Here is a 16,452-nt window from a genome sequence, read left to right as displayed (position 1 = left end):
ATTGCCAGCTATGCAGAATGTTTGACCTGCAAATTATCAATTAAACGTGTATTGCCCAATTTTGCCGCAACGAATAACACCAGATCTTCACTAAATGCTTCAATTTTCTGCAATTCTATTGTACGCGCTTCTACATAGTCCACAACAAAGCCTGCCGCTGTCAATGTTGCTTTAATATTCGCTAACACTTGTGACAAAGTTTCACCTTGCTGTAATGCTTGTGCAGCAGCCTTTAAACTTTGATAGATTGTCGGTGCAATTTGACGCTGCTCTGCACTCAAATACCCATTACGTGAGCTAAGCGCCAAACCATCTGCCGCACGTACAATTGGCACGCCAATCACTTCTAGCGGAATATTTAAGTCGCGTACAAACTGACGAATGACTGCCAGTTGTTGATAGTCTTTTTCACCAAAGAAAGCATAGTTTGGCTGTACCATATTGAATAACTTGGTCACGACCACCGCAACACCATCAAAGTGTCCAGGACGCTGCAAGCCACATAAGTCTGCCGTAATCTCGCTCACTGAAATATTGGTCAAACGTGGTTTGCTGCCATACATTTGCTCAACTGAAGGCGCAAAAATAATGTCACAACCGACTTCTGCCAACAATTGACTGTCTTGGTCTAAAGTTCGCGGATAACTGTCAAAGTCTTCATTAGGGCCAAATTGAATTGGATTGACAAAAATACTGACCACCACCACATCACATATTTTTTTCGCTTCGCGCACCAAGGTCAAATGCCCTTCGTGCAAATTGCCCATAGTCGGAACAAAACCAATGGTTTTACGCGCAGCGCGTGCAGGCTGTAATGAAGCCGCTAAGCCTTGAATTGTGGTTTCAGTTTTCATATTACAACTCGACTTGGAAAGTTTGTTCACGTGCAGGGAAAGAACCATCTTGAACTGCAGCATGATAGGCTTTAAATGCATCCAAAATGGCAGTTTCACCCGCTTGTTCTTTCATAAAGTTACGTACAAATTTTGCGACACGACCAAAAGTCAGCCCCAGCATGTCTTGCACCACTAGTACCTGACCGTCAGTGTCTGTACCTGCACCAATCCCAATCACTGGAATTTCAGGGAACAAGGCAGAAATTTCTTGACCTAGCTGTGCTGGCACACATTCTAGTAACAGAATCGCCGCGCCTGCTTCTACCACAGCTTTACAGTCAGCAATCAGTTTATCTGCAGCTTCGCGGGTACGTGCCTGTAATTTATAACCGCCAAATACATGCACCGATTGTGGCGTTAAACCTAAATGTACACAGACAGGAATACCATTACGGGTCAGTGTTGCAACGGTTTCGCTGAGCCATGCACCACCTTCCATTTTGACCATTTGTGCACCCGCTTGCATCACCTCTTTCGAGCTTTGCAATGCATCATTTAAGGTGGCATAACTCATAAATGGCAAGTCAGTCAAAATAAAAGCATGTTGATTACCACGACGCACCGCCGCAGTATGATAAGCCATATCCGCCACGCTGACAGGCAAGGTTGAGTCACGCCCCTGAATGGACATCCCCAAAGAATCGCCAATTAAAATCGTATCAATTTCAGCAATTTCCATTGCTTTCGCCATGCTTGCATCATAGCAAGTCAGGCAGGAGAATTTTCGACCTTCCGCTTTAAATTTTCTTAGGTCACTTAAACTAATCATGAAAATATTCCTCTATGGAAAAAGCATCACGCATGCTTAATTTAAAACTTTATAGCCCTGCCCAATTGCTGGCATCTACAACAGTTAAGCTCGGATGTTCAAGCAATGGCGAGTGTTTTAATAATTGTCCCTTAACGCTTAAGTTAGCATCCAAATCTAACAACGGGATGACGACAAAATCACGTTCTAACACCCCCACATGCGGTACAGTCAGACGTTCATTTTGAATGTTGGCATCAGCATAAATCAACAAGTCTAAATCTAGCGTACGCTCACCCCAATGACGTAAACGCACCCGACCCGACTCTTGTTCAAAACGCTGTAATTCATCTAACAATGCCAAGGCTTCAAGTTCGGTATCTAAACGTACCACAGCATTCAAATAATTAGGCTGATCTTGTGGCCCCATTGGTGGGCTTTGATACAGTTTAGAAGTCTGCACTTGCCCCAAAGTTGCCAGTTTTTGCACCGCTTCAGTCAAAATTTGACGCGAATCGCCCAAATTACTGCCTAAACCAATATAGGTGATGTTGCTCATTGTGTTGGCCCAAAAATCACTTGGCTTAAATCACGTTGCACACGTTTACGTTTTAAAATCGGATGATCTGCACCAATACCTGAACCGTTTGCTGTAGCAGTCAATTGCGCCCGATTTTCTTCATACTGTTTGGCTTTACGCGCACGTCGACTACGAGGCTCAGGCTCATTCACCAAGGGTTCAATCTGCATATCGGCAGCATGTGTTGCTGGTGCCACATCAACAGGTTCTTGCGCTGTTTTACGGCGGCTCTTGGCACGTAATCGGTTATATTGGGCAATCGCACGTTCTTTTTCATCGGTGCTCATAAGCTGGTAGGCATCCCACCACTGACCCATTCCTAAAGTCGAGCTATCGCCTGCTTTTTCACGCAGTAATAAAAAGTCAAAACCTGCACGGAAACGCGCATGCCCAGACAATGCTTCAATTTGCTGTGGTTTCGGTTGCAATAAACGGGTTTGCATTTCCCAAACTTCACGAATAAAAGTTTCAGCAAAACGAGGAATAATGGTACGTGTCGCCTGACGTTTCAGTACATCTAAACCTGCTTGGGCTCGCGCTTCGGCTGCCACCACACCTTTAGACAGATAAAAGTCACAACGCTCTAAAAACGGTTGCCACAACAGCACCGCATAGAAAAATGCAGGGTTGATGGTTTTACCAATCGCAATCCGTTGATCGGTATTTTTTGCTGCACGTTCAATAAATGAGTTGATGTCTGGCTTGATGTCGGCAAATAACTGACGCCAAATACCAAACTCAATCAACATCGGCAGGACTTTATTTAAATGTCCCATCGTAAAGAGTTTTTGCGACTCATCATATAAACGGTGTGGCGATACATCACGCAATAACTGCGTCATTTCAGGCGTAAAAATTTTAAGAATTTTTGGATCAATATTGAAATTTAATTTGGCAGCAAAACGCAAAGTACGCAGCATACGCACTGGGTCTTCTTCAAAACGTAAAGTTGGATCGCCCAATAAACGCAAGTTTCTGTGCTTTATATCATCTACGGCATTGCAAAAATCTAACACGATGCCTTTGCGTGGCTGGTAATACAACGCATTGATTGAAAAGTCACGACGGGCAAAATCTTGCTCGATTGTGCCCCAGTTATTATCGCGCAGAATCATCCCCGCCGCAGAAGTCACAGCTTTTTTCGGTGGCGCACGGAAAGTGGCCACTTCAATTAGTTCACGCCCTGCATAGACATGCGCCAGCTCAAAACGTCGTCCAATAATTCGGCAACGTCGTCCGAAAACTTCTTTCACTTGTGAGGGTGTGGCATTGGTTACGGCATCAAAATCCTTCGGATTTAGCCCTAACATTAAGTCACGAACTCCACCACCGACGATATAAGCTTCATAGCCTGCTTTGGTTAAAGCATCTAGAACATCTAAAATGGAAGAAGGTAATTGAGCGGAAGATAAACCACATTTTGACGCGCGCAAAGTTTGCAAAAGACGCTGTCTCCTACGTCTGAACGTAAAACAGATAAGATGTCGCTAATCATATCTCTAACACAATCAAAGGGCAATTTGATTCACATGCTAATTTTGCAATGTGCAGTGCTAAAATTCTGCTTGCAGCTACAATGCCAACTTGTGTTTATTCTTGGCAAATAAGGCAGACCCAATCCCTTTGACTTGCTGAAGTTCTTCAATACTTTGGAATTTTCCATTTTGTTTTCGGTATTCCACAATCGCTTGTGCTTTTTTCATGCCCACCCCAGACAATTGCTGCAATTGTTCTAGTGAAGCGCTATTTAAACGCACTTGATTTGTATGCGCACTTTGCTGAGTAGGACGTGCTAAATAATGTTCTGCGCTTGATGATGTGGTTTGAGCCGCACTTAAACGCTGATCTTGCGCGGCTTGCTGCGCTTTCCATTTTAAATAGTTTTGATCATAGCTGTGCCCACCCACCTGCGCAGGCTTAGATTGCACATTTTGTGCTGTAGTCCATACACTGATACTGCATAACAGCAATGCAAGCCAGTACTGCCATCCGAAAGAAAAAAAGCGAAAAGAAACTTTTAATTGCTGCGATATATTCATGTTGCCGCAAAACCTGTCATTTTAATTGTTGTTTTGCCTGCTCCCAAAGTTGATCCATTTCTTCTAAAGTCATATCTTCTATTGTTTTTTGTTGTAATTCGGCCTGATCTTCAATGTAAGCAAAGCGTGTTCTAAATTTATGAATTGTGCCCAATAATGCCAACTCACTGGACACGCCAAGTTTACGCCCAACATTGATTAAAGAAAACAAACAATCCCCTAACTCATCCTGTATTTCATCGGATTGTTGCTGTTGAATCGCCTGTTGTAATTCTTGCAATTCTTCTTCTAACTTGCCATACGCATCTTGCACGGTATGAAAGTCAAAGCCCAATTGTGCCGCATGCTGCTGAATTTGCTGTGCCTGCACCAAAGCGGGTGCATGTTTCACCTCATCTAAACGTGACTTTGCTTTACCCTGTTTTTCTTGTTGTTTGATGGTTTTCCATAAGGCAGCGACATCTTCTGCGCTAAGCTGCGCAAACTGTTCTGCCTGAAACACATGTGGATGCCGACGAATTAATTTATCGCAAATGGCTTGTACCACATCTTGAAAATCAAATGCACCTTGCTCGCTATACATTTGTGCCTGAAACACCACTTGCAACAACAAATCACCCAGCTCATCACGTACATCATCTACCTTGCCTGAACGCACTGCCGCTTCAACTTCATAAGCTTCTTCAATCGCGTATTTAGTCAAACTTTCTGGGGTTTGTTTTTGATCCCACGGGCATTGTTGACGTAACTGTTGCATGATTGAAAGCAATTGCTGCATGGGTTGTTCCTTATTTCAATTTATTGCACGAATGCACCATTTTTTTGTTATGCTCAGATGGCAAGGACGATATGCACAACAAAAATAACATCAGGGAGCAAGTTCAAATGCACAGTATCTTGATTAGTGGCGCTGCACAAGGCATTGGTGCCGCAATCGCACAATTGTTTTATCAACAAGGTTACCGTGTCGGTATTTATGATATTCATCTCGCACAAGCACAGCAATTAGCAGAACAATTGGGTGAGCGTGCACATGCAGGTTTGCTTGATGTGGCAGACTATGCCAGTTGGCAAGCTGCGTTATCCGATTTTTGCCAATGGGCAGGTGAATTGAATATTTTGGTGAATAATGCAGGAATTCTCTACTCAGGCGCATTTGAAGACACACCCATAGAAGCGCATCATCGGACTATGGCAGTGAATGTGAATGGTGTATTAAACGGTTGTCATGCGGCTTTGCCTTATTTAAAACAAGCAAGTTTTGCACGGGTGATTAACCTGTCTTCGGCATCTGCGATTTATGGACAAGCCGATTTAATTTCTTATTCTGCTTCCAAATTTGCAGTACGTGGCATTACGGAAGGTTTAGATATAGAGTGGCAAAAATACGGCATTCGGGTCTTAGATGTCATGCCGCTATTTGTACAAACTGCAATGGTGAAAGATATGGATGCAGCCACCATTCAAAACATGGGCGTGCATTTATCGACAGAAGATGTCGCCCAGGTGGTGTATCAACAAGCGACGGTTAAAGATTCGATCCTGACCAATACGCATCGTGCGGTCGGTTTAAAAGCCAAAACCCTAATGCAGCTTTCGAGTATTAGCCCACAATGGTTAAATCGTCTGTCAAATAGCTTGTTGGCGAAGCGTCATTAATTCTACATCTATCATATTTAAATTAAGTCGCTCAAAAAAAATCCCGAATTCACATTCGGGATTTTTTATCAAACTCATCAAAGTTTAAGCCTTAACCTCGTTTAAACTTCTTCTCGGCTTTCTTAAACTTCTGCACATAACGACGACGACGTGCGGCTGTGCGTTCATCCACTTGTGACTTACGTCCTTCAAATGGGTTTTCAGAAGTTTTAAATTCAATTTTTACAGGCGTACCTTCTAGCTTATAAACTTTACGGAACACGTTTTCTAAATAACGACGGTAATCTGCAGGTGTTTTATCGACCTTATTACCATGAATCACGATGGTTGGCGGATTCTGTCCACCCATGTGTGCATAACGCATTTTAATGGCGCGACCTTGCACTTTGGGTGGATGGTGTGCATCTGTTGCATCATTCAAGATTTGAGTCAGTTTCGCAGGTGACACTTTTAAGTGTGATGATTCATAAGCACGATGAATAGAAGGATATAAATCGCCCACGCCTGTACCATGCAAGGCAGAAATTAGGTGGATTTTTGCCCATGGAATAAAGTCAAAACGACGCTCAACATCTAACTTACATTGTTTGCGATCATATTCGGACATATTGTCCCATTTGTTAATTGCGATCACCATGGCACGCCCTGCTTCAAGTGCGTAACCAATCAAGTGTAAATCTTGCTCGACAATACCATCACGTGCATCAACCACAATCACCACCACGTGTGCATCTTTCATGGCTTGCAAGGTTTTCACAATCGAGAATTTCTCGATCATTTCATCGACCTTACCTTTACGACGCACACCTGCAGTATCAATCAAGGTGTATTTACGTTCGTTGCGCTCAAACGGAATATAGACTGAGTCACGTGTCGTACCTGGCTGATCGTATGCCACTACACGTTCTTCACCCAATAAACGGTTAACCAGTGTCGATTTACCCACGTTTGGACGTCCAATAATGGCTAAACGCAAACCTGTGTCTTGATCATGTGCATCTGGGTTTTCATCTTCAGGAACATCTGCCAAAACGTCTTCCAGCATTTGCTGAACGCCTCGACCATGGCTGGCAGCCACTTGCAATGGCTCGCCCATACCCAGTTTAAAGAACTCAACCAAAGCGGCTTCGGCATGTACGCCATCTACTTTGTTCGCCACCAAGAATACTTTTTTGCCCAAAGTACGCAATTCACGCGCAATTTGCTCATCCGATGCCAACAAGCCTGCACGTGCATCGACCACAAAAATGATCATATCGGCTTCATGGATGGCTGTTTTAGATTGTTCAGCCATGTAAGAGTCGATGCCACCTTCACTTTCGCCAATACCGCCAGTATCGACCACAATGAAAGATTTATTTTGATAGGTTGCATCACCATATTTGCGGTCACGTGTCAGACCTGCAAAGTCAGCAACAAGTGCATCACGGCTCTTGGTAATCTGGTTAAACAGCGTTGATTTTCCGACGTTCGGACGACCAATGAGCGCAATTACGGGTTTCATAGATTAACCTTTATTCAAGATCAGTCAGTTTCAATGGTCTGTACATCCGAAACTGTGGAAGAAAGAACAGAGTATGGATGTTGGGTTCAGCGTTGCGACCACGCAAACGACAGAGAGAACATCGACCACTCTATTAAATAAAAACACGGGGCATTGATGATTCAATTACCCCGCGTAAAAATACGGACAACTATTTTAGCATAAAAGTCAGAACAAAATTAGCGGTTCTGCCAAACGCTTAATGCGCCCTTTTGCGTTGCGACATAGAGTTGATTGTCAATTACACGCAATGAACGGACTTCGCCATTGGTTTTTGAACGTCCAACCAGTTGCCCTGAGCTTGGATCAATGAGGTGTAAAACACCATCTAAATCACCGACCACTAAATATTGTCCAAACAATACAGGATTAGATAAACGACGGTTGAGCAAACTGTCATTTTCCCAAAGTGCTTGTCCTGATGTGATTTCGTAAGCTGCAATTTTGCCATCTGCAGTGCTGACAAATACACCATTCCCCGCAACTTCTGGGCGTTTGGTACTGCTTGCATCTTCACTCCAAATCACTTGTTGTGAAGCCAAGTCCAATACGGTGACCTGACCTTGGTAGCTTGTGGTCACTAAGAATTGACCTGCAACCACAGGGTCGCCATCAATATCATTTAAGCGTTGAATATCTGAACGGCCTTCACTAATAGCAACACGACGCTGCATACGTGGTACGCCTGTAACAATATCCAGTGCATAGACATAGGCATTTGCAGAAGCAATCAGCACAGTACGTGAATCGAGCGCAACGGGTGCCGCCATGCCACGTAAGCTAAATTGTACGTTTGGTAAATTGTAAGTCCAAACCAATTGACCTGTTTCGGCATTGTGTGCATATACCGTGCCGTCATTACTTACAGTCACCACACGACCTGCCTGAATTAACGATGGTGCAAGAATTGCTCCTGTTAACTTTGCAACCCACTTTTGTTCACCTGTTTGCTGATCTAAAGCAAACAATTGACCTTTGGCATTTCCTGCAACCACAATGCCTTCAGCAGCATTGACACCTGCCGTTAAGCCTTGCTTAGACACTTGTTTTTGCCAAAGACGTTGTTTGCCTTGATAGGCAGCCATCTCACCTTTAGGATCAACAGTATAAATTACACCGTTTTCAGCATCCAATTGCAGGCGCAATGGATCGGCTGCTGTAGTCGATGCAACGCTTTGTGAAAATACAGGAACTAGACTTTGTGCTTGCTCAAGTTTTGGCAGTGGATTTGGCTTAACTTCTGCAACTTTAATTTTATTGGTAGAACACCCCACTAAAGCGAGGGTTAAAACGGTCAGTGCAAACGGTATTTTATACTTTCTATTCATTAGCTCTCATCCACTTGTGTTTCTAATACTGGGCGTTCAATTTCAGGATCATCCACCAAAACACCAACACTTTCGAGTTTTATTTGTAAAATTTGACGTTCTTGTTTACGTTCCACCAAAGTATCCCATGCACTTTGATAAGCTTTTTTGGCATTTTTACGGTCATTTTTCGCGACATAAACATCGCCACGCGCTTCATCTGCAGTGGCTTTAAATGCAGGATCAGTCACCGCGGCCAAACTTTGAATAGCTTCATCGTATTTCTTTTGCGCCAACTGTGCATAAGCCAAACGCAACTTAACCAATTGCACTAAGCCTTGGTCTTTTACTTTAGAGTTTTCAACTTTCTTTAAGGCTTTTTCTGCGGCAGCAAAATCTTGCTGATCGTAAGCGAGTTTAGCCATTAAGAATTGAGTTTGAATAGCTTGCGCAGAATCAGGGGCTTCTTTCACAATTTTATCGGCAGTTGCAGACAATTGACTGAAGGCATCTGGATTGCCTTCTGCTGTACGTGCATCATCCATCAGTTGTTGCACTTTAGCAGTATTCATTTGCTGCTCTGCCAAGGTTTTTTTCTGCCAATATTGCCATCCGAAAAAGGCAATCAACGCAATTAAAATCCCGCTAATCATGGCTGAACCATATTTTTTCGCAAACGATTTTAAACTATCAAGTTGTTCGTCATCACTCAATGCGCTCATTGGATTACCCTTTTCCTTATGTTATTTGGCTTATTGTGAAGAAAATTTTTCAATGATGAAAGGCACAATTTCGGTCACTGCAACAGTCGTTTGCTCAGCAGTTGCCAAGGTTTTCACTGCCAATTGCTGTGCTTCCGTTTCGCGCTCACCAAAAATCAAGGCATAGATTGCACCTGATTGATCGGCTTTTTTCATTTGGCTTTTCATTGAGCCTTGTGAACCAACTTTTAAGCGAATCTGACTGCCCGCTTGTTCCAATTGGTCACGAATTTGCTCAGCTAAAACCAACGCCTTTCCTTGAGTTGTTGGATCTGCCAACAAGAACACTTCACAATCACGTACAGGCGTATTGTCTTCGACTTGTTCAAGCAACAACAATAAACGCTCAATGCCCATGGCAAAGCCCACAGCAGGTACAGACTGATCTGCTTTACCTTTCAACTGCCCAACCAGACCATCATAGCGCCCACCTGCACAAACTGTACCTTGCGAACCTAAATGCGTGGTTGTCCATTCAAAAACAGTTTTGTTGTAATAATCTAAACCGCGTACCAGTTTTTGATTAATCACAAACTCAATGCCTGCATCGGTTAAATATTGCTGTAATTGGGCAAAATGATTCAGCGTATCTTCACCCATAAAATCATGCAATTTTGGAGCATTTTCTAGGATGCTTTGCGTTTTAGCATCTTTCGAGTCCAAAATACGCAGTGGATTAGTACTTAAACGACGCTGTGAGTCTTCATCTAAATCGGCTTTGTGTGCTTCCAAAAACTCAACCAAAGCAGCACGATACGCTGCACGCTCATCCGACTCACCTAAGGTATTCAACTCTAAGCGGACTTTATCGGCAACGCCCATACGTTTCCATAAACGCGCAGTCATTAAAATAAGTTCGGCATCCATATCGGGTGTTGCAACGCCAAAAGTTTCCACACCAAATTGATGGAATTGACGATAACGACCTTTTTGCGGTTTTTCATAACGAAACATTGGGCCGATATACCACACGCGCGGTGTCGCACCACGTAGCAAATTGTGCTCTAACATGGCACGTACACAACCCGCAGTTCCTTCAGGACGCAAAGTCAAAGACTCAGGCGGATTACCCTTGTCTAAGAATGTGTACATTTCTTTTTCAACAATATCGGTCGCATCACCAATTGAACGCTTAAACAAATTGGTTTGCTCAACCATTGGCAAACGAATTTGTTGATAACCATAAGCATCCATTAAAGATGCTAAATGTTGCTCTAGACGTCTCCACGCAGGTGTTTGCGTTGGAAGAATGTCATTAAAACCTTTAATTGCAACAATTGAACTCATGACTTACTCAGAAAAATTTGTACGAATAATCTCTTTAGATTTAGCTTGTTCAAGCTCTGTAACACGCTGACGAACCATGCTTTCGATTTCATCAACGAGTTGATTGGTATCAATTAAATGGCTCTTTTCACCATTACGATAAACCAATGAACGCGGACTTGCGCCCACCACACCAATATCAGCTTCTTTAGCTTCGCCCGGGCCATTCACTTTACAACCAATAACCGACACATCCATTGGAGTACGAATGTCTTCTAAACGCTCCTCCAATGCCTGCATTACAGAAATAACGTTAAATTCCTGACGTGAGCAGCTTGGGCAAGCAATAAAGTTAATCCCGTTAGAACGTAAACCTAAAGATTTTAGAATATCAAAACCGATTTTGACTTCATCTTCAGGTTCTGCCGCAAGCGAAATACGCATGGTATCGCCAATGCCTTCCATGAGCAGACCGCCCAAGGCAATTGCAGATTTTACGGTACCTGTACGGTAAATGCCTGCTTCTGTCACACCCAAATGTAATGGATTATCAATTTGTTGTGATAACAAACGATAAGCATCCATGGTTAAAAACACATTCGATGCTTTGACTGAAACTTTAAATTCCTGAAAATCTAAACGGTCTAAAATATCAATATGACGCATAGCAGATTCCAGCAATGCTGCACCTGTCGGCTCGCCATATTTTTTCTGAATATCTTTTTCCAGCGATCCTGCATTCACACCAATTCGCATAGAAATATCATGATGTTTGGCAGCAGCCACCACTTCACGAATCTTGGCTTCCGAACCAATATTACCTGGGTTAATCCGCAAACAGTCTGCACCCGCATCGGCAACTGCCAATGCAATTTTATAGTCAAAGTGAATGTCTGCCACCAACGGCACAGATACTTGCTTACGAATTTCGCCAAATGCAGCTGCGGCTTCCATGGTTGGTACAGAAACACGCATGATGTCTACGCCCGCATCTACACAACGCTGAATTTGCGCCACAGTTGCAGCAACATCGCAGGTTTCTGTATTGGTCATACTTTGGATGCTGATGGGCGCATCACCACCCACATAGACAGAACCCACACGAATTTTACGGGTCGGACGGCGTTGAATTGGATTTACAATCATGATATCGCTCTACCTTGCTGCATTATCGAGATAAACGGAATTCTGCTTTTCCGTTCACAGTATATGGCGATAATAAAATCGACTCATTGTTCAAACTTAATGACACAGCAGTCGCATCATCTAAGCGAATTTGAAATGGGGCTTCGCCTTGTAAATTTAAAGTAGAGGCTTGACGTCCTGTCGCTAAAACATTGCCAGCAGAGTCAACAATATGCACTGAAGTTGGACGAGCAAATTGCAAATTCAGCTGATCGCCCGAAGCAAGTGCAGGCGTGCTGCCTGTCGCATTGTCAGAAATGATTTGCACATCGGATTGCAGTACTGCAATTTCAGGTTCTGCACCCTCTTGACCAGACGACATCCAGTTTTGAATTAGCGCGACCAATGCCCACAACAACAGCAATACCGCCACAATCACAGCGATACGTGTGAGCCACTTTTTATTGCGATCGCGGTTAGAGCCTGGCAGTTTTCCCATAATTTTGATGGGTGAATTGTTCAAGGCGTGATTTGGCAACAACCCTGTATCGTTGGCATAAATTTCATCAAAACGCTGAATAATGGCTGAAGCATCGACCTGTAAATATTTGGCATAGGTACGATAATAACCTTTAATAAAGGTCGCTTCAGGCAAAGCGGTATATTCGTCTTGCTCTAGCGCCATCAGCGTTTTTAATGGAATTTTCAAATCTTTTGAAACATCATCCAGTTCGCGTTTTTGATTGACGCGAATTTGACGAAGGTACTCACCTGGACGTTGAACATTTCCTAATGCATGGGGTACAGGCGTTGTCCCCTGTGTGGGTTGCGGTGAATTAGGATTTACTTCCATACGGCCTCAGTACTGTACTGTAATTGCAAATAACGTTGGTATTCTTGGCTATTGGGAAATAATGCACGCAGCTGGTTCACTAAAACCTGAGTTCCCAATTGATCGCCATTGGCACGTGCTAAACGAATCCCAATCCATAAGGCACGCGCACCCTGATTTTTTTGCCCCACAGCACGTACAAATTGTTCATACAATTGTCGCGCGGGTGCAAATTGTTGTCTTAAATATAAAATTTCCGACAACTCTAACATTGAAACATAAGAATCGCGATTGGCTTGCAAGGCTTGTTTGAATGACTTTTCGGCATTCTCTATATCGCCTAATTTCAAGTAAATACGACCTACATTTTCCAATGCTCTAAAGCGTTGATCATAACCCAGTGTTGCACCTGCAATACTGAGCTGCTCAATCGCATCATTATAGCGTTCTACTTGATATAAATACGTACCATAGTTGTTACGCGCTTGTGCATTTTTTGGGTCAGCGGCAATGGCACGCTTAAAATACGCATCGGCTTTTTCTAAATTCAGCTTGCTGCCTTCTTGTTGCAGCAACACGCCCATCATCATATTAGCGGTGGAATCACGTGAATCGCTTTCCAAAGCTTGATCAAGTGCGCGTTTGGCTGAATCTAAATCGCCATTTTTTAAGTATTCTGCTGCCAACTGCGTACGTACTTGCACCGCTTTTTCAGGGTCTTTTTGCCCTAAGGTTGGAGCTGTGGTTTGACAAGCTGCAGCAAAAATTGCCGAAATACAAACAGTTGTAATTTGTGCGATTTTAAATACAGGCTTATTCAATGGACATCCCCTTTGCGTCTTCGTTCGATGCAAGTTACTTATCTATAAAAGTCATTATCCTTGCGAGCGTATGATTTCATTTTGCGCTGCAACTTTCTTTTTCCACTGTTCGGCACGGCGGGTGCGGTCTGCCACTTGTCCGACCAATTGCCCACACGCGGCATCAATATCATCACCACGTGTCTGACGAATCGTACACACAAAACCTGCATCAGACAAAGTTTTTTGGAAAGAAATAATTCGATTTCGGCTTGAACGTCCATACGGCGCGTGTGGAAATGGGTTAAATGGAATCAAATTAATCTTGCTTGGCAGGTTCTTGAGTAGCTTAATCATTTGCTGCGCATGTTCAGGATGGTCATTTACACCATCTAACATGACATATTCAATGGTCACGTGTTTACGCGCACTTTCGTTGCCATCTTTGCCAATATAACGCTGACAAGCTGCGATTAATTGTTCCAATGGATATTTTTTATTGATTGGAACAAGTTCATCACGCAGTTCGTTATTGGTGGCGTGCAAAGAAATTGCCAAAGCCACATCAATATCTTGTGCCAATTGGTCAATTTTAGGCACTACGCCCGAGGTCGATAAGGTCACACGGCGCTTAGACATACCATAGGCAAAGTCATCTAGCATAATGCGCATGGCGTTCAAGACGGCATCGTAATTCAACAACGGTTCGCCCATACCCATCATCACCACGTTGGTCACAGAACGCTCACGTTCAATCACAGGCACATCTTCCATATAGGAATAGTTTGCCATCCACAACTGACCAATAATTTCGGCTTGGGTTAGGTCACGCTGAAAACCTTGTTTGCCCGTAGAACAAAATGAACAATCCAGCGCACAACCCACTTGCGATGAAATACACAGGGTTTTACGTGAGCCAGTTTTATCTTCGGCAGGAATCAGAACGGTTTCGACCAATGAGCCTTCACCTTCGCCCACACGGAACACCCACTTACGCGTCCCGTCTTTAGAATAGTTTTTATGCACCACTTCAGGCGCTTTAATTTCACAAATTTTTTCCAATTTTTCACGTAACTTGCCCGAAATATTGGTCATTTCGGCAAAGTCTGTAACAAAAAACTGGTGAATCCATTTCATCACCTGCCCTGCACGGAATTTCTTTTCGCCTAAGTCTTCAAAGAATTTTTCCATTTGTGGACGTGACATGCCAAGGAGATTCACTTTCTCTACAGTATTGGACTGCGCAGGAGCGGATGCAGATGCTTGCTGAACATCTGTCGCAGATGCAGCGAGGACTTCTGTACTCATGTGTGTATACCTAAACCATGTCTAAAGATGAAAGGAGAAGCTCAAGAGGTGAGCAAAGGTTTATTCAGAAAATAAAAATCGGAGAATAAAAAACCAGATAAGCATAATAACACTTATCTGGTTTGAATACTGCGTATTAACGAGTACGTGGGCAAACTTCAGTTTGAGCAAAGAAGTAGTTTACTTCACGCTCTGCAGATGCAACTGAGTCTGAACCGTGAGCAGCGTTTTCGTCGATGCTTACAGCGAAATCTGCACGGATTGTACCAGGTGCAGCTTCTTTAGGGTTTGTTGCACCTAAAATTTCACGGTGAGCAAGAACTGCGTTTTCACCTTCAAGAACTGAAACAACGACTGGACCAGAAGTCATGAACGCAACTAGGTCACCAAAGAAACCACGTTCTTTGTGCTCAGCGTAGAAGCCTTCAGCTTCAGCTTGAGAAAGGTGTTTCATTTTAGTCGCAACGATTTTAAGACCAGCTTTTTCGAAACGAGCAAAGATGTCACCGATGTGGTTTTTAGCAACTGCATCTGGTTTTACGATAGATAAAGTACGTTCAATAGCCATGATTGGCTCCTTAAGTCAATGTTGACGCGAAAATTTTGCCGCATTATACCGAATAATGGGCTATTTTCTGCTTTTGATGTGTAAAAAAATTGCTTTTTTCGATATGAAGCGCATTGTGCAGGACCTTGATCGGCAAATCAATCTTGCTTCACACCGCTAGATTAACGTGCTTCGTCAATCCACGCCATTTGAATGGCTTCTAAGATGCCTTCAGTCGATTTTTCGGGATCATCTTCAAACTCTGGCAAAGCACAGACCCAAGCGTGCAAATCGGTAAAACGAATCCATTGCGGATCGACATCGGGATGCGCCTCATATAACTCAATGGCAATGTCGATGCTGTCCGTCCAACGTAAACCCATGTGTATTCCCTATTCTAGTCAAGACAGCGACTACTTTAACAAATTTCGCATGGGCTGCCTGCCATTACTGCACTGAATTTTCGATTTGGTTTTATCCAGACTTATAAAACAATATTTACATAAGGTGCAGCCAAAATAATCGCACTCGCCACTGAACCGCCAATCATCGCCCCGACCGCCACATCACTCGGATAGTGCAAGCCTAAAATCATACGAGAAATGGCCACCAAAATCGTAAAAGGCAACATCAACATCAACAATACTGGCTGGATATAACCCAAAACCGTTGTGGTCATGACTGCATGCAAAGTGTGACCTGATGGGAAGCTAAAATGATCTAAGGGACGTTCACCCAAACGGATCACTTGGTGTACCTGATACGGACGTGGACGGACGGTTTTTTGTTTTAAATATTTATAAATACCTGTGCCGACAGATCCGCCTAACAACAGATAAGTAATTTGTAAACTATAACCAATGCCCTGCATCATCCATGCACTTGCGAGCATGACATACCAGAACACACCATCGCCCAAACGGCTAATAACTTTAAAAAATTGTGCCACCCGCTGAGAGTGGGAAAAATGGTTAAGATACAAACAGCCTTTTAAGTCGAGATCCAGCATTCTTATTTTTGCATTTTTAAACTTCATCAGTT

The 16,452-nt window shown here is 43.3% G+C and carries 18 protein-coding genes; 1 reads left to right on the top strand and 17 read right to left on the bottom strand.

What is annotated here, in order from left to right; translation table 11 throughout:
- Positions 1-8: 8 nt before the first annotated feature.
- The 6 genes from panC to mazG form a co-directional block, all read right to left on the bottom strand.
- Positions 9-854 (bottom strand): pantoate--beta-alanine ligase, encoded by an 846-nt coding sequence (gene panC, locus ACEO2X_RS03190; RefSeq protein WP_371971067.1) that lies wholly within the window; start codon positions 852-854, stop codon positions 9-11.
- Position 855: 1 nt separating this feature from the next.
- A complete protein-coding gene (gene panB, locus ACEO2X_RS03185) occupies positions 856-1,665 on the bottom strand; it encodes a 3-methyl-2-oxobutanoate hydroxymethyltransferase (RefSeq protein ID WP_371971066.1) in 810 nt (269 codons plus the stop codon).
- Between the two features lie 49 nt (positions 1,666-1,714).
- The gene (folK, locus tag ACEO2X_RS03180; protein ID WP_004975118.1) at positions 1,715-2,203 is read right to left on the bottom strand and encodes a 2-amino-4-hydroxy-6-hydroxymethyldihydropteridine diphosphokinase; all 489 of its coding nucleotides are present in this window, start codon (positions 2,201-2,203) and stop codon (positions 1,715-1,717) included.
- Positions 2,200-3,666, bottom strand: a complete 1,467-nt coding sequence (pcnB, locus tag ACEO2X_RS03175; RefSeq protein WP_371971065.1) for a polynucleotide adenylyltransferase PcnB — start codon at positions 3,664-3,666, stop codon at positions 2,200-2,202. Before pcnB ends, folK begins: the two co-directional genes overlap by 4 nt.
- A gap of 129 nt (positions 3,667-3,795) precedes the next feature.
- On the bottom strand, positions 3,796-4,263 hold the full coding sequence (locus ACEO2X_RS03170; RefSeq protein WP_096901517.1) for a ComEA family DNA-binding protein: 468 nt from the start codon (positions 4,261-4,263) through the stop codon (positions 3,796-3,798).
- Between the two features lie 16 nt (positions 4,264-4,279).
- The gene (gene mazG, locus ACEO2X_RS03165; protein ID WP_179988666.1) at positions 4,280-5,041 is read right to left on the bottom strand and encodes a nucleoside triphosphate pyrophosphohydrolase; all 762 of its coding nucleotides are present in this window, start codon (positions 5,039-5,041) and stop codon (positions 4,280-4,282) included.
- 107 nt (positions 5,042-5,148) lie between these two features.
- Here mazG and ACEO2X_RS03160 point away from each other — a divergent pair, with 107 nt between their 5' ends.
- Complete coding sequence (locus tag ACEO2X_RS03160) at positions 5,149-5,922, top strand: SDR family oxidoreductase (protein ID WP_104853255.1); 774 nt, start codon at positions 5,149-5,151, stop codon at positions 5,920-5,922.
- A gap of 91 nt (positions 5,923-6,013) precedes the next feature.
- Here ACEO2X_RS03160 and der read toward each other — a convergent pair whose 3' ends face one another.
- The 11 genes from der to ACEO2X_RS03105 all read right to left on the bottom strand — a co-directional run bounded on the left by der (position 6,014) and on the right by ACEO2X_RS03105 (position 16,447).
- On the bottom strand, positions 6,014-7,426 hold the full coding sequence (der, locus tag ACEO2X_RS03155; RefSeq protein WP_004975107.1) for a ribosome biogenesis GTPase Der: 1,413 nt from the start codon (positions 7,424-7,426) through the stop codon (positions 6,014-6,016).
- 218 nt (positions 7,427-7,644) lie between these two features.
- Positions 7,645-8,793, bottom strand: coding sequence for an outer membrane protein assembly factor BamB (bamB, locus tag ACEO2X_RS03150; protein WP_242769759.1), 1,149 nt, complete (start codon positions 8,791-8,793; stop codon positions 7,645-7,647).
- Complete coding sequence (locus ACEO2X_RS03145) at positions 8,793-9,494, bottom strand: YfgM family protein (protein WP_371971064.1); 702 nt, start codon at positions 9,492-9,494, stop codon at positions 8,793-8,795. The genes bamB and ACEO2X_RS03145 overlap by 1 nt, the downstream gene beginning before the upstream one ends.
- A 30-nt stretch (positions 9,495-9,524) precedes the next feature.
- Positions 9,525-10,820: a histidine--tRNA ligase gene (hisS, locus tag ACEO2X_RS03140; protein WP_180112621.1), complete on the bottom strand. Its 1,296-nt coding sequence runs from the start codon at positions 10,818-10,820 to the stop codon at positions 9,525-9,527.
- Positions 10,821-10,823: 3 nt separating this feature from the next.
- Positions 10,824-11,945: a flavodoxin-dependent (E)-4-hydroxy-3-methylbut-2-enyl-diphosphate synthase gene (ispG, locus tag ACEO2X_RS03135; RefSeq protein WP_004975100.1), complete on the bottom strand. Its 1,122-nt coding sequence runs from the start codon at positions 11,943-11,945 to the stop codon at positions 10,824-10,826.
- A gap of 22 nt (positions 11,946-11,967) precedes the next feature.
- Positions 11,968-12,777: a helix-turn-helix domain-containing protein gene (locus tag ACEO2X_RS03130; RefSeq protein ID WP_253104561.1), complete on the bottom strand. Its 810-nt coding sequence runs from the start codon at positions 12,775-12,777 to the stop codon at positions 11,968-11,970.
- A complete protein-coding gene (gene pilW / locus ACEO2X_RS03125) occupies positions 12,768-13,556 on the bottom strand; it encodes a type IV pilus biogenesis/stability protein PilW (RefSeq protein WP_371971077.1) in 789 nt (262 codons plus the stop codon). The genes ACEO2X_RS03130 and pilW overlap by 10 nt, the downstream gene beginning before the upstream one ends.
- A gap of 75 nt (positions 13,557-13,631) precedes the next feature.
- Entirely contained in the window at positions 13,632-14,864 is a 1,233-nt protein-coding gene (rlmN, locus tag ACEO2X_RS03120) for a 23S rRNA (adenine(2503)-C(2))-methyltransferase RlmN (protein ID WP_371971063.1), read from the bottom strand.
- A gap of 136 nt (positions 14,865-15,000) precedes the next feature.
- On the bottom strand, positions 15,001-15,432 hold the full coding sequence (gene ndk / locus ACEO2X_RS03115; protein ID WP_004975092.1) for a nucleoside-diphosphate kinase: 432 nt from the start codon (positions 15,430-15,432) through the stop codon (positions 15,001-15,003).
- Positions 15,433-15,593: 161 nt separating this feature from the next.
- Positions 15,594-15,794, bottom strand: coding sequence for a Fe-S cluster assembly protein IscX (iscX, locus tag ACEO2X_RS03110; protein ID WP_019836293.1), 201 nt, complete (start codon positions 15,792-15,794; stop codon positions 15,594-15,596).
- 101 nt (positions 15,795-15,895) lie between these two features.
- On the bottom strand, positions 15,896-16,447 hold the full coding sequence (locus ACEO2X_RS03105) for a phosphatase PAP2 family protein (RefSeq protein ID WP_371971062.1): 552 nt from the start codon (positions 16,445-16,447) through the stop codon (positions 15,896-15,898).
- Positions 16,448-16,452 lie beyond the last annotated feature (5 nt).

Source organism: Acinetobacter sp. AL9 (assembly GCF_041464035.1).
Classification (GTDB): Bacteria; Pseudomonadota; Gammaproteobacteria; order Pseudomonadales; family Moraxellaceae; genus Acinetobacter; species Acinetobacter towneri.
This window is presented reverse-complemented; position numbering and strand designations above follow the sequence as displayed.